General features: G+C 56.5%; 13 protein-coding genes. 3 read left to right on the forward strand and 10 right to left on the reverse strand.

Annotation, left to right across the window (positions count from 1 at the left end; all coding sequences use genetic code 11):
- Positions 1-256: 256 nt before the first annotated feature.
- The 10 genes from ACN0RV_RS16565 to rpmH all read right to left on the reverse strand — a co-directional run bounded on the left by ACN0RV_RS16565 (position 257) and on the right by rpmH (position 9,576).
- Positions 257-1,168, reverse strand: coding sequence for a ParB/RepB/Spo0J family partition protein (locus ACN0RV_RS16565; protein WP_417349311.1), 912 nt, complete (start codon positions 1,166-1,168; stop codon positions 257-259).
- Between the two features lie 9 nt (positions 1,169-1,177).
- On the reverse strand, positions 1,178-1,969 hold the full coding sequence (locus tag ACN0RV_RS16570; protein WP_417349313.1) for a ParA family protein: 792 nt from the start codon (positions 1,967-1,969) through the stop codon (positions 1,178-1,180).
- An 18-nt stretch (positions 1,970-1,987) separates the two neighbouring features.
- Positions 1,988-2,611 (reverse strand): 16S rRNA (guanine(527)-N(7))-methyltransferase RsmG, encoded by a 624-nt coding sequence (rsmG, locus tag ACN0RV_RS16575; protein WP_417349315.1) that lies wholly within the window; start codon positions 2,609-2,611, stop codon positions 1,988-1,990.
- Between the two features lie 84 nt (positions 2,612-2,695).
- On the reverse strand, positions 2,696-4,585 hold the full coding sequence (gene mnmG, locus ACN0RV_RS16580; RefSeq protein ID WP_417349316.1) for a tRNA uridine-5-carboxymethylaminomethyl(34) synthesis enzyme MnmG: 1,890 nt from the start codon (positions 4,583-4,585) through the stop codon (positions 2,696-2,698).
- Between the two features lie 420 nt (positions 4,586-5,005).
- Complete coding sequence (mioC, locus tag ACN0RV_RS16585) at positions 5,006-5,446, reverse strand: FMN-binding protein MioC (protein ID WP_417349318.1); 441 nt, start codon at positions 5,444-5,446, stop codon at positions 5,006-5,008.
- A gap of 327 nt (positions 5,447-5,773) precedes the next feature.
- Complete coding sequence (gene mnmE / locus ACN0RV_RS16590) at positions 5,774-7,141, reverse strand: tRNA uridine-5-carboxymethylaminomethyl(34) synthesis GTPase MnmE (protein ID WP_417349320.1); 1,368 nt, start codon at positions 7,139-7,141, stop codon at positions 5,774-5,776.
- Between the two features lie 78 nt (positions 7,142-7,219).
- Positions 7,220-8,833 (reverse strand): membrane protein insertase YidC, encoded by a 1,614-nt coding sequence (gene yidC, locus ACN0RV_RS16595; protein ID WP_417349322.1) that lies wholly within the window; start codon positions 8,831-8,833, stop codon positions 7,220-7,222.
- 19 nt (positions 8,834-8,852) lie between these two features.
- Entirely contained in the window at positions 8,853-9,071 is a 219-nt protein-coding gene (yidD, locus tag ACN0RV_RS16600) for a membrane protein insertion efficiency factor YidD (protein ID WP_417349324.1), read from the reverse strand.
- Positions 9,023-9,415 (reverse strand): ribonuclease P protein component, encoded by a 393-nt coding sequence (rnpA, locus tag ACN0RV_RS16605; protein ID WP_157509243.1) that lies wholly within the window; start codon positions 9,413-9,415, stop codon positions 9,023-9,025. The genes yidD and rnpA overlap by 49 nt, the downstream gene beginning before the upstream one ends.
- 26 nt (positions 9,416-9,441) lie before the next feature.
- A complete protein-coding gene (gene rpmH, locus ACN0RV_RS16610) occupies positions 9,442-9,576 on the reverse strand; it encodes a 50S ribosomal protein L34 (protein ID WP_028110358.1) in 135 nt (44 codons plus the stop codon).
- 415 nt (positions 9,577-9,991) lie between these two features.
- Between rpmH and dnaA the strand changes: the two genes are divergently transcribed.
- Genes dnaA through recF form a run of 3 tightly spaced genes read left to right on the forward strand, consistent with a single transcriptional unit; the run spans position 9,992 to position 13,548 of the window.
- Entirely contained in the window at positions 9,992-11,368 is a 1,377-nt protein-coding gene (dnaA, locus tag ACN0RV_RS16615; RefSeq protein ID WP_417349327.1) for a chromosomal replication initiator protein DnaA, read from the forward strand.
- Positions 11,369-11,383: 15 nt separating this feature from the next.
- Complete coding sequence (gene dnaN, locus ACN0RV_RS16620) at positions 11,384-12,484, forward strand: DNA polymerase III subunit beta (protein WP_417349329.1); 1,101 nt, start codon at positions 11,384-11,386, stop codon at positions 12,482-12,484.
- Complete coding sequence (gene recF, locus ACN0RV_RS16625; RefSeq protein ID WP_417349331.1) at positions 12,484-13,548, forward strand: DNA replication/repair protein RecF; 1,065 nt, start codon at positions 12,484-12,486, stop codon at positions 13,546-13,548. The genes dnaN and recF overlap by 1 nt, the downstream gene beginning before the upstream one ends.
- Positions 13,549-13,557 lie beyond the last annotated feature (9 nt).

Below are 13,557 nucleotides of genomic sequence, written 5' to 3' on the forward strand. Positions count from 1 at the left end.
GTTGGTGGGCATATTTGTTATTGATCAACAAGAGCTGGTTATAACCTGTCAAAAACCACCCAGATCGCCACCACTACTGGCTAGGTTAATCTAATTATTGAATTCAAAAGTACAGAATTAACGGTTTTACAATGCATAAAAAATGACAAATTCTGTGAGTTGAGCGATTTTTTGCTCCTGCCTGCCGTACGAAAAAAATTTAGTTTGTGCAAATGATCACAAGCAGAAAAAAACCTCCCGAAGGAGGTTTTTATGGCTAGCTTTCCAGAACGCGACTTATGATCCCGTCTAATTGGTCGAGGCTGTCATAGCTGATCACCAGCTTTCCCTTGCCCTTACTGCCTTGCTGGATGGCGACCTGGGCACCGAGACGGTCGGTTAACTCGTTTCTCAGGCGGGTCACATCCGGATCCTCCACCTTGAGTGGTTTCACCGGTTTGGGCTCGAGTTGCTTGCTGACCAGCTTTTCGGTTTCACGAACCGTCATCCCTTTGGCCACCACGGCTCGGGCCGCCAGTGTCTGGGCATCACCGTCCAGGCTGAGTAGGGCCCGGGCATGACCCATCTCGATGTCCCCATGCTCCAGCAGGATCTTCACCTCGTCGTTGAGGTTGTTCAGCCTGAGCAGGTTGGTCACCGTGGTTCGGGACTTGCCTACCGCTTCAGCCACCTCGGCGTGGGTCATATCAAACTCGTCAGCCAGGCGCTGCAGGGCAATGGCCTCCTCCATGGCGTTGAGGTTTTCGCGCTGAATGTTCTCAATCAGGGCGATGGCCACGGCGGCTTCGTCGGCCACCGGCTTGATGATGCAGGGGATGGTATCCAGACCGGCGATCTGGGAAGCACGCCAGCGACGCTCGCCCGCCAGGATCTCATACTGACCGGCGTCGATGGGACGAACCACCACAGGCTGGAGTACCCCCTGGCGACGAATGGATTCCGCCAGCTCCTCCAGGGCCTCTTCGGACATATCCCGACGAGGCTGATAGATGCCGCGCTGCAGCAGCTCCAGCCTCAGGTGCACCAAAGACCCATCCTGCTGAATCTGGGCTACCGGCTCCGGACGGGGGGCGCTCTGCGCCTGCTGCTCCCGCTTCTCCACCACAGATCGGCTGGTTCCCAACAGGGCATCCAGTCCCTTGCCTAATCCGCGCTTCTTAGCTGACATGCTTTCCCCTTAAACCTCTTCGGTGACCGGCTCGTTGCGTTCGGCGCGACGCAACATCTCTCCGGCCAGTGCCAGGTACGCCTTGGCGCCGGCACTGCTCTTGTCGTAATAGATGGCAGGCGCCCCAAAGCTGGGGGCCTCGGCCAGTCGCACATTGCGCGGAATCACGGTGCGGTACACCTTCTCGCCAAAGTGCTGTTTCAGCTGATCGGACACATCATTGGCCAGGCGATTACGCGGGTCGTACATGGTCCGCAGGATCCCCTCGATCACCAGATCGGGGTTCACTACCGCCGCCAGCTTGGTGATGGTGTCAATGAGGGCCGTTAGCCCTTCCAGGGCGTAGTATTCGCACTGCATGGGCACCAGCACCGAATCGGCGGCCCCCATGGCGTTCACCGTCAGCATGTTCAGTGATGGCGGGCAGTCGATGAAGATGAAATCGTACTGGTCCTTCACCGACTCCAGGGAGTTACGCAGACGAACCTCCCGGGCAAAGAACTCCATCAGCTTGATTTCAGCGGCCGTCACGTCGGCGTTGGCGGCAATCAGGTCGTACTTGCCACTGGTATCGCGAACGATCACCTGTTCGGCCGGGGTCTCCTCCACCAGCAGGTCGTAGGCGCTGTACTCCACCTCGTACTTGTCCACACCACTGCCCATGGTGGCATTCCCCTGGGGATCGAGATCCACCAGCAGCACCTTGCGACGGGTGGCGGCCAGGGAGGCGGCCAGGTTGACACAGGTGGTGGTCTTACCGACTCCACCCTTCTGGTTGGCTACCGCAATCACTCTTGCCATCGACTGTTCCCCAAAAATCTACGAATGGTTTTTGACAAATACCAGGTGACGCTGGGCATCCAGTTCAGGCACATGCAGCGCCTGCTGGCCCAGAATCTCGAACCCTGTTGGAATGGCTGCCAGCTCTTCAGCGTCCAGCTGCCCCTTCAGTGCGTAGAACCGTCCTTGCGGAGCGGGCAGGTGATGACACCACTCCAGCATGTCGGACAGGGAGGCGAAGGCGCGACTGAGCACTCCATCAAAGCCCTGTTCCGGCTGATACTCCTCCACCCGACTCTGCACCGGAGTGACGTTCTCCAGCCCCAGAGTATGCACTACGGTTCGAATGAAACGAATTCGCTTGCCCAGGCTGTCCAGGAGGACAAAGGATTTGTCCGGATTGCAGATCGCCAGAGGCAAACCAGGTAATCCGGGACCAGTACCTACATCGATGAAACGCTCACCCTGAAGATGGGGGCCTACCACCACGCTGTCCATGATGTGACGTACCAGCATCTCCTGGGGGTCACGGACCGAGGTGAGGTTATAGGCTTTGTTCCATTTGTTCAGCAGCTCGACCAGTTGCACAAGCTGACCCATCTGCTTATCGCTGAGCTGCAGATCGGTTTGCGCCACCAGTTCGGCCAGCCTTGTGGCTAACACGTGTAGGTACCTTCAGATTTGGAAAATAGAGAATAGGGTATTATGCGGTGATGAGCGGGGCTTGGAAAGCCCCGCGTTTGGCGGTTATGCGGTTTTTCGCAGCAGACCGTGTTTTTTGAGATATACCAGCAGCAGCGAGATGGCTGCGGGAGTGATGCCGGAGATGCGGGAAGCGGCCCCCAGGGTTTCGGGCTTGTGCTCCTTGAGCTTGGCGACCACCTCGTTGGAGAGGCCGGACACCTGGCTGAAATCCATGTCTTCCGGAAGCAGGGTCTGCTCATTGCGCTGGGCCTTGGCAATCTCGTCCTTCTGACGCTCGATGTATCCAGCGTACTTGATCTGAATCTCCACCTGTTCTGCGGCTTTGAGATCCTCCAGGCCTGGACCGAGATCCGTCACCTGCATCAGTTGACCATAGGTCAGTTCAGGACGTCGAATCAGCTCTTCCAGGTTGGCCTCCCGGGACAGGGGGGTTTTCAACTGAGGGTTGAGTTCCTCCGCCTGGATACCGGTTTTCTGCACATAGGTGGCGCGCAGACGCTGTTTCTCCTGCTCAATGGCCTCCACCTTGTGGTTGAACGCAGCCCAACGTTCATCATCCACCAGCCCCAGTTCGCGCCCCTCGGGGGTCAGGCGCAGATCCGCATTGTCTTCACGCAGAAGCAGGCGGTATTCGGCGCGGGAAGTGAACATCCGGTAGGGCTCTTTGGTGCCCAGAGTGGAAAGGTCATCCACCAGAACGCCCAGATAGGCTTGGTCACGCTTAGGAGACCAGGGCTTACGCTCCTGCACCATCAGCGCAGCATTGGTGCCTGCCAGCAGCCCCTGGGCACCCGCCTCTTCGTAACCCGTGGTGCCGTTGATCTGTCCCGCAAAGAACAGCCCCTCGATAAAGCGGGTTTCCAGGCTGGATTTCAGGTCCCTGGGATCGAAGAAGTCGTACTCGATGGCATAGCCGGGACGCAGGATCTCCGCCTTCTCGAAGCCATGGATGGAGCGGATCAGTTTCAGCTGAACATCGAAGGGCAGGGAGGTAGAGATGCCATTGGGGTAGATCTCTATGTTGTTCAGTCCTTCAGGCTCGACAAAGATCTGATGGCTGTTCTTGTCTGCAAAACGCATCACCTTGTCTTCGATGGAGGGGCAGTAGCGAGGGCCCACCCCTTCAATCACCCCGGCATACATGGGGCTGCGATCCAGGTTGGATCGGATGATCTCATGGGTCTGCTCATTGGTGTGAGTGATGAAACAGGAGATCTGACGAGGGTGCTCTTCCGCCTTGCCGATGAAAGACACCGTAGGGATGGGGGTATCCCCAGGCTGCTCCTGCATCACATCGAAGTTCAGGGTGCGGCTGTCCAGACGAGCAGGGGTTCCGGTCTTCAGGCGATCGACCCGGAAAGGCAGTTCGCGTAAGCGACGCGCCAGGGCATTGGATGGAGGATCGCCAGCACGGCCTCCCTGATAGTGATCCAGACCAATGTGGATCTGGCCACCCAGGAAGGTGCCCACGGTCAGCACGATGCTGCGGGCATCGAAACGGACCCCCGCCTGGGTGATCACCCCAACCACGCGATCCTGTTCCACCACCAGATCATCCACCGCTTGTTGGAATACGGTGAGATTGGGCTGGGCAAACAGGATGTTTTGAATGGCCTGACGATACAGGGCACGGTCAGTCTGGGCACGGGTAGCTCGTACAGCTGGGCCTTTGGAGGCATTCAATGTACGGAACTGGATCCCGGCGCGATCGGTGGCGCGAGCCATGGCACCACCCAGGGCATCGATCTCTTTGACCAGATGGCCTTTACCAATGCCTCCGATGGCGGGGTTGCAGGACATCTGACCCAGGGTGTCCAGATTGTGGGTGAGGAGCAGAGTCCTTACTCCCATGCGGGCACTGGCCAGTGCGGCCTCGGTGCCGGCGTGACCACCACCTACAACAATGACGTCATATTGATCCTGAGACTGCATCTGCCTTACTACCCCTTTAGTCACTCAGCCTGGAAAAAGCGCGACATTCTAGCATTGCCAGAAGCGGAGATAAATGGTCATTTTTTAGTCTCGGCGATCAGGCTGACGACTAATAGATCATAAAGATCTTTATATAAGATCTTTGTTATTACTCTTTTTAAGGGAGCCGATCTCTGTGGTTAACCCGGAATTACGTTTGATCATCAGGATCTTAAGTGCGATCGATCCCTGTGAATAGATCGCGATCTACTTCCGTATAAGCTGGGATCAGATCGGGGTTTTATACACAGGCAGATCTTGAGTTCGCTAGGGGAGTGGATTAATCCAAGGTTAGATCCCAGTTTGATCCAAAGTTACTCACATAGATCTGTGAATATAGATCTTTTCTGTGGGTAACCTTGGATCAGATGTGTATAAGGATCAGGAGGTGAGGATCGGGATCAGCTGATCGATCCACACCAAAGCCTTGTCTTCAGGGAGTTCCAGGCTCTGCACATCGATCTCGATCTTATTCACAAGCTCGGTGGCGCCCCCTTGCTGAAGCAGCTGTTTAACGGTTCTGGCCGCACCACAGAAGGTGTCGTAACTGCTGTCACCAATGCCGCAAATGGCGTATCGAATGCTGGAAAGATCGGCATCTTCCAGGGTTTTTGCCAGGGGTTGGAGGTTGTCTGGCAGCTCTCCGGCGCCATGGGTGGAGGTGACAATCAGCCAGTTTTGCGTCTGTTTCAGTGTGTCCAGATCCGGGCTCAAGTGGATCTCGGCTTCGATATCCTGGGCTTGCAGTTTCTCTGCCAGTTCATCGGCGACGGCCTCGGCGCCACCCATGGTGGTGCCGACTATCAGGGCGAGTTGGGTCATAGGGGTTTCCTTGTTGTCTCTGGCGACCATTATACGGAGAGTGAGAGGAAAGGCAGTCTTATAGCAGTTTCAGGAAATCTCTGATCACTGCTGCCGGCTAGAATTGTCCCATTCGGCGTTGTGAGACTGAGGGTCAGAGCCACTGGCAGCTTCGTTTCATGCCCTGATGGGCCCCCTTACTCTGGCGTACAGGACAGAACAGTGACCTAATGAGATGGGAATCGGCTTCTCCCGCAGGCTATTTTGATGACCGGTTTCTTAATTTAGTTAAAAAAAAGAGGCACCTATTGGCGCCTCTCCGAGTTCAATCTTATGACTCTCCTGCAACTACTTACCGATGCAGAAGGAGGAGAAGATCCGGCCGAGCAGATCGTCGGAGCTGAACTCACCGGTGATCTCTGACAGGGCTTGCTGGGCCAGCCTGAGCTCCTCCGCCAGCAGTTCGCCCGCCTGGAACACCTCCAGCTGCTCGCGACCCAGTACCAGGTGTTCATCGGCCCTGGCCAGGGCTTCCAGGTGGCGTCCACGGGCCATGAAGCCCCCCTCACCGGCACCCTGGTAGCCCATGCAGGCCTTGAGGTGCTGACGCAGCGGCTCCATCCCCTCTCCGGTCTTGGCAGAGAGTTTGAACAGCGGGTAGTCCTGGTTCTGCTCGGTGAGCTGGTGTTCCCCGGTCAGGTCCAGTTTGTTGCGGATGATGGTCAGTCCCATCTCCTTGGGAAGCCTGTCCATGAACTCGGGCCAGATCTTGTGAGGATCGGTGTCGCTGGTTTCTGTGCCATCCACCATCATCAGTACCCGATCCGCTTGCTGGATCTCTTCCCAGGCGCGCTCGATACCGATCCGCTCAACTTCATCGTTGGCTTCACGGAGTCCGGCGGTATCGATGATGTGCAGGGGCATACCATCGATGTGGATGTGTTCACGCAGCACATCCCGGGTGGTGCCGGCGATGTCGGTGACGATGGCTGACTCTCTGCCGGCCAGGGCATTGAGCAGGCTGGACTTGCCCGCGTTGGGACGACCGGCGATCACCACCTTCATCCCCTCCCGCATCAGGGCACCCTGACGGGCGCTGGCACGAACCTGGGCCAGGGCATCCTGCACCTGCTGCAGATCCGCCGAAATCTTGCCGTCGGAGAGGAAATCCACCTCCTCGTCGGGAAAGTCGATGGCCGCCTCCACATAGATGCGCAGCACGGTGAGCTGCTCCACCAGTTCGGTCACCTTACCGGAGAACTCCCCCTGCAGGCTCTTTAGGGCACTGCGGGCGGCTTGCTCCGAGGAGGCCTCGATGAGATCGGCAATGGCTTCCGCCTGGGCCAGATCCATCTTGTCGTTGAGAAAGGCCCGCTCGGAGAATTCACCAGGCCGGGCGGAGCGCGCCAGTCCAGTGGCGATGATGGCTCGCTGCAGCATATCCAGCACCACGGGGCCGCCGTGTCCCTGCAGCTCCAGCACATCCTCACCGGTGAAGGAGTTGGGGGCCTTAAACAGCAGGGCGATGCCCTGATCCAGTTGCTGGCCCTGGTCATCCTTGAAGGGCAGGTACTCTGCCTGGCGAACCTTGGGCACTCTGCCCAGCAGGGCCTTGGCCAGAGCCTCGGCGTTGGGGCCGGAGACGCGGATGATGCCGACGCCGCCACGACCTGTGGCCGTAGCCTGAGCCACGATAGTGTCTGTGGTGATGGTCATTGGGATAGGTTTTAAAGGGTTTTCTGTATTGTACAAAAAAAGGCGGCATCGATGCCGCCTTTTCAGAGAGAGGGTGGGTTACTTCAGGCCCTGAACTTCCAGGGAGCGGTAGATGTACCACTGTTGAGCAATGGCCACCAGGTTACCCACCAGCCAGTACAGAACCAGACCGGAGGGGAACCACAGGAAGAACACGGTGAAGATAACCGGCATGTACTGCATCATCTTCTGTTGCATGGGGTCCATGCCAGGCGCTACAGGCTGCATCTTCTGCATCAGGAACATGGAGGCACCCATCAGCAGAGGCAGGATGTAGTAGGGGTCCTTCACGGACAGATCGGTGATCCACAGCATGAAGGGGGCCTGACGCAGCTCTACGCTCTCCAACAGTACCCAGTAGAAGGCGATGAAGATGGGGAATTGCAGCAGCAGAGGCAGACAGCCACCCATGGGGTTCACTTTCTCTTTCTGGTACAACTCCATCATGCTCTGGCTCAGACGTTGACGGTCGTCGCCATACTTCTTCTTCAGCTCCTCCAGCTTGGGCTGCAGCTTACGCATCTTCGCCATGGAGGTGTACTGGGCCTTGGTCAGGGGGTACAGGGCACCACGAACCAGCAGGGTCATGCCGATGATGGCCACACCCCAGTTCACCACAACGGATTGCAGGGCGGTCAGCAGCCAGTGCAGAGGCACGGCGATAAACCACAGCCAGCCGTAGTCCACCACCAGGTTCAGAGTCTCTGACAGCGTGGACAGGGCTTGCTGATCTTTGGGGCCGATGTACAAATGACCGTCGAAGGTCGCGGTCTGGCCGGCACCCACGGTGGTCACAGGCTGCTTCACACCGATGGCACCTTCGCTGCTGCCGTACACCTTGGAGTAGATGTCGTTCTGGCTGTCGGCGGAGGGAACCCAGGCGGTCACAAAGTAGTGCTGCAGCATGGCTACCCAGCCACCAGGGGTGACCTGGCCCAGGTTACGATCCTTCATGTCATCGAAGTCGTACTTACTGTAGCGAGTCTCGGAAGTGCTGTAGGCCGCGCCGCGATAGGTGGGCATCATCATGCTGCTTTCATCGGCAGTGATGCTCTGACGCAGTTCGGTGAACAGCTGCATGGAGGCGTTGTTCGCGGTCGGGTTGTCCACTTTATATTCGACCCGGACATCATATTGTCCACGGGTGAAGACAAAGCGCTTCTCGAAGCGAATGCCGTTGGCGTCCACGAAGGTCATGGGCACCACCAGTTCGCCCTGCTCACCCATGGTAAAGCTGTCACCGCTTACCTGGTAAACGGGACGCTGGGCAGCAGAATCAGGGCCCTGGGCGCCGATCAGACCGCTACGAGCCACGTAGTTGTAGCCGTTGTGACGCTGAAGCAGTTTCAGGGGCTCGACAGAGTCCTGAGTTACGGGGTACTTCAGCAGGGAGGATTCGATAACATCGCCACCCTGGGTGTCGATAACCAGCTTCAGGGTGTCGGTGGTCACGGTGACCAGTTTGCCTGAGGTGGAGACTTGCTCCGGCAGGGGTTCGACACCGGTGCCGGTGGGCACCTCATTAGATACCTGGGTGCTGCTCTGCTGAGCAACAGGCTGAGGCTGAGGGTTGTGATCTGCATTCCACTGTTGCCACAGCAGGAAGCTGACAAACAGGAGACAGATCAGCAAAAGATTACGTTGAGAGTCCATGGCCGGTTTAGCTCTACCTTTATTTCGCTGGAGGTACGGGGTCACGGCCACCCGGGTGCAGGGGGTGGCATTTCAATATTCGTCTTAATGCTAACCAACTTCCCTTCAAACAGCCATGAACAGTAATGGCCTCAATCGCATATTGAGAGCAAGTTGGCTGAAAGCGGCAATTTTGCCCCAGAAGTGGGCTCAGCAGCTTTTGGTAGAGTCGGATGAATCCGATGAGCAACTTTTGCATCGTTTAGAAAGCTTTTTTAGTAGCTTCTCTACCAGCTTGTGGAGAGTGGCATTGTCCAGGTCATCAACGCCCTTTTTGGCAATGGCAACAATGTCCACGCCGGGAAGGTTATGCTGATGCAAGCGGAATTCGTCTCTGACTATACGCTTGATACGATTGCGTTGACACGCTTTTTTGACATGCTTTTTGGCCACAGTCAATCCTAACCGAGGATGGTTCAGATCGTTGACTACAGCTAGAAGGGTCATATGGGGATGTGCTGCCCGGACAGGGTTAGCAAAGACAGATTTGAATTGGGCGGGAGTTAACAGACGTAACTCCCGCTCAAAGGTATAACGCACCACTGATGCGCTTTGCATAATCTTAACGATTAAGCAGACAGGCGAGCGCGGCCTTTGGCGCGGCGACGAGCCAGCACCTGACGGCCAGACTTGGTGGCCATGCGAGCACGGAAGCCGTGGTTGCGCTTACGCTTCAGAACGCTCGGTTGAAAAGTACGTTTCATAGCTTCTTACCGTTTAGTTAAGCTTCGACTCCCGCACAAGGCGGTGGAATCGGTTCAAAAAAGAGGCCGAATTCTACAAAAAGTCGACCTACTTAGTCAATCTGGAGATGGGTATTTTTCAATAAATCTCCTCACCCCCATGTCTTGTGGATAAAACTGTGTTCTCACCCCAAGATATAGACAGCACGATCGCGATCGGATCCTGCGGACGCGGAGTATAGTGTTTTTTGCGATCCCTTTCCAGTCCTTGTGGCTCAGGCAATTGAGCAGGGATCTCCGGGATCCTTTGCGGCAGATCTTTGGGTGAAAGATCAAGGATCAAAATTGGGGATAACTTAGGTAAATGGCTGGCGATCACCCTTTAGGAAGGGTAGAATTGTCGCCCTTGGGTGATAATTTTTTCGGAGTAATTACGGTGACTTTGTCTGTTTGGCAGCAATGCGTAGCAACCCTTCAGGAGGAGCTGCCGGCTCAACAGTTCAGCATGTGGATACGTCCACTTCAGGCTGAATTTGAAGATCAGACACTGACTCTGTATGCCCCAAACCGCTTTGTGCTCGACTGGGTCCGGGACAAATATCTGGATCAGATCAACAGCTATCTCCAGGGGGCCATGGGCGATCAGGCTCCCACCCTGAAGTTTGATATCGGCAGTCGCCCCTCTGCGGCAAAGACCAGTGTGCCCAAGCCCGTTCAGCCCGCTTCTCCGGTGCCCGTCCCGGCGGTGGGTCATGTGGAGCCACCTCAGGTGACCCCTGTGGCCGGTGGCAACCGCAGCAACATCAACCGCACTTACCAATTCGACAACTTTGTTGAGGGTAAATCCAACCAGCTGGCCCGCGCGGCCGCCACTCAGGTTTCCGATAACCCCGGTGGTGCCTACAACCCCCTTTTCCTTTATGGGGGAACCGGCCTGGGTAAGACCCACCTGTTGCACGCCGTGGGCAACGGCATCCTGAAGAACAACCCCAACGCCAAGGTGATCTACATGCACTCTGAGCGTTTTGTGCAGGATATGGTGCGGGCTCTGCAGAATAACGCCATCGCAGAATTCAAACGTTACTACCGCAGTGTGGATGCACTGCTTATCGATGACATCCAGTTCTTCGCCAACAAGGATCGCTCCCAGGAGGAGTTCTTCCATACCTTCAACGCGCTGTTGGAGGGCAACCACCAGATCATCCTGACCTCGGATCGCTATCCCAAGGAGATCGATGGGGTAGAGGACAGACTGAAGTCCAGGTTCGGGTGGGGTCTGACCGTGGCCATCGAGCCACCGGAGCTGGAAACCCGGGTGGCGATCCTGATGCGCAAGGCGGAGGAGAGCAAGATTCACCTGCCTGATGAGGTGGCGTTCTTCATTGCCAAGCGTCTGCGCTCCAACGTGCGGGAGCTGGAAGGGGCACTGAACCGGGTGATTGCCAACGCCAACTTCACCGGTCGTCCCATCACCATCGATTTCGTCCGCGAGGCCCTGCGTGATCTGCTGGCCCTGCAGGAGAAGTTGGTGACCATCGACAATATTCAGAAGACAGTGGCCGAATACTACAAGATTAAAGTGGCGGACATTCTCTCTAAGCGTCGCTCCCGTTCTGTGGCCCGTCCGCGTCAGGTGGCCATGGCCCTGGCCAAGGAGTTGACCAACCACAGTTTGCCCGAGATCGGCGATGCCTTTGGTGGCCGGGACCATACCACGGTGCTGCACGCTTGCCGCAAGATTGAGCAACTGCGGGAAGAGAGCCACGACATCAAAGAGGATTACGCCAACCTCATCCGGACACTTTCCTCTTAATCCAGAGAGACAAAGATGAAATTTTCCATTAACCGCGAAGCCCTGTTAAAGCCTCTGCAGCTGGTTTCCGGAGCCGTTGAGCGGCGCCATAACCTGCCAATCCTCTCCAATGTGCTGATGGAAGTAAGTGACCACTTACTTAAACTGACCGGCACCGACCTCGAAGTGGAACTGGTGGGGCAGTGTGCCCTGGAAGGTGAGGTGATCCCCGGTCGCACCACGGTGCCCGCGCGCAAGTTCCTCGATATCTGCCGCAGTCTGCCTGATCTGGTGGAGATTCAGATCGAGCAGCAGGACAACCGGCTGATGATTCGCTCTGGTCGTAGCCGCTTTAATTTGACCACGCTTCCCGCCGAAGATTACCCCAACATGGGGGACTGGCATGAAGAGCAGCAGTTCACCCTGAAGCAAGGGGTGCTGAAGCAGTTGATTGAAGCCACTCAGTTCTCCATGGCCAATCAGGATGTGCGTTACTACCTGAACGGCATGCTGTTCGAGACTGAGGGCAGCGTCCTCAGGACGGTGGCCACTGACGGTCATCGGTTGGCAGTGGCCTACCGGAATATTGACGCCAACCTCCCCGAAAAGCAGGTTATCGTGCCGCGTAAAGGGGTGATCGAGCTGGTTCGCCTGTTTAACGAAGAGGATGCCGACATCACCCTGTGCATCGGTAACGGCAACATTCGTGCCGTGACCGAGGACGCCATCTTTACCTCCAAACTGGTGGATGGTCGTTTCCCCGAGTACCGGCGAGTCCTGCCTCAGGGAGGAGACAAGGTACTGATCGCGGACCGGGAGGTGCTTCGCAGTGCCTTTGCCCGGGCGGCCATTCTCTCCAACGAGAAGTTTCGTGGTGTTCGCCTGAACCTGGACAACAACGAACTGAAGATCACCGCCAACAACCCCGAGCAGGAGGAGGCGGTGGAGATGTTGGACGTTCAGTATCCCCATGGCGAGCTGGAGATCGGCTTTAACGTCAGCTACGTGCTGGATGTACTCAACGCCCTGAAGCGGGAGCAGGTGAAGCTGATCATGAGTGATGCAAACTCCAGTGCCCTGTTTGAGAACGTGGAGGACGATGAGGCCCTCTATGTCGTGATGCCGATGCGGTTGTAATGGCCCTCAGTCAGCTAAGGCTAACCCACTTCCGCAATATCGAGGCCGCCGACCTGCAACCCGCCGGCGGTCTTAATCTTATCCACGGCGCCAACGGCAGCGGCAAGACCAGCGTGCTGGAGGCGATCTGGTTCCTGGGGCTGGGACGCTCTTTTCGCAGCCTTCAGTCCCACAGGGTGATTCAGTACCAACAGGACGCCTTTACCCTGTTCGCCCGCATTGGCGATGAGCGGGTAGGGCTGCAACGTAACCGCCAGGGAGAGGCGGAAGTCAGAATCAACGGCGAACGACCGGAACGAATGGCTGAGCTTGCCAAGCTTCTGCCGCTGCAGTTGATCACCCCGGAGAGCTTCGCGCTGTTGCTGGATGGCCCCAAGGCCAGGCGTGAATACATCGACTGGGGGGCCTTCCACAGCGATCCGCAGTTTCACCTTGTTTGGGCTCGTTGCCGCCGATTGCTGAAGCAACGCAACCAACTTCTGAGAAACCAGGTGGAAGACAGACAGATCGCCATCTGGGATAAGCAGTTAGCTCAATACAGCCAGACCTTGACCGAGATGCGAAGGTCGTGGGTAAATTCGTTAAATGGCGTCTTGGAGGGTATAATAGGAACGTTTTTACCCCAGGTGCCTGTTCGTGTATCGTTCAGCCAGGGATGGGATTCTAAATCCGATATAGAACAATTACTTACTGAGCAACTCCAACGTGATAAACAGTTGGGGTATACGGTGTCCGGTCCCCATAAGGCGGATCTGCGACTCAGGGTCAACAACATTCCGGTACAAGATGTGCTGTCCCGGGGCCAGTTGAAACTGCTGGTCTGCGCCTTAAAGATTGCCCAAGGCGTACTGCTCAGTAAACAGCACAACAAGCAATGCATTTATTTAGTTGATGATTTGGCCTCCGAGCTGGACGCTGAGAAGCGTACTCTGTTGCTCAGGCAACTGGAGCAGACCGGCAGCCAGGTCTTTGTGACCGCCATCGATCCCGAGCAGTTGACCATGATAGGTTGGCAGCGCAAGTTCCACGTGGAACATGGCAAGGTCACGACAAAGGATAGTTAACCAGAGACA

Origin of the sequence: Ferrimonas sp. (genome assembly GCF_048263965.1) — a bacterium.
In the GTDB taxonomy this organism is placed as follows: domain Bacteria; phylum Pseudomonadota; class Gammaproteobacteria; order Enterobacterales; family Shewanellaceae; genus Ferrimonas.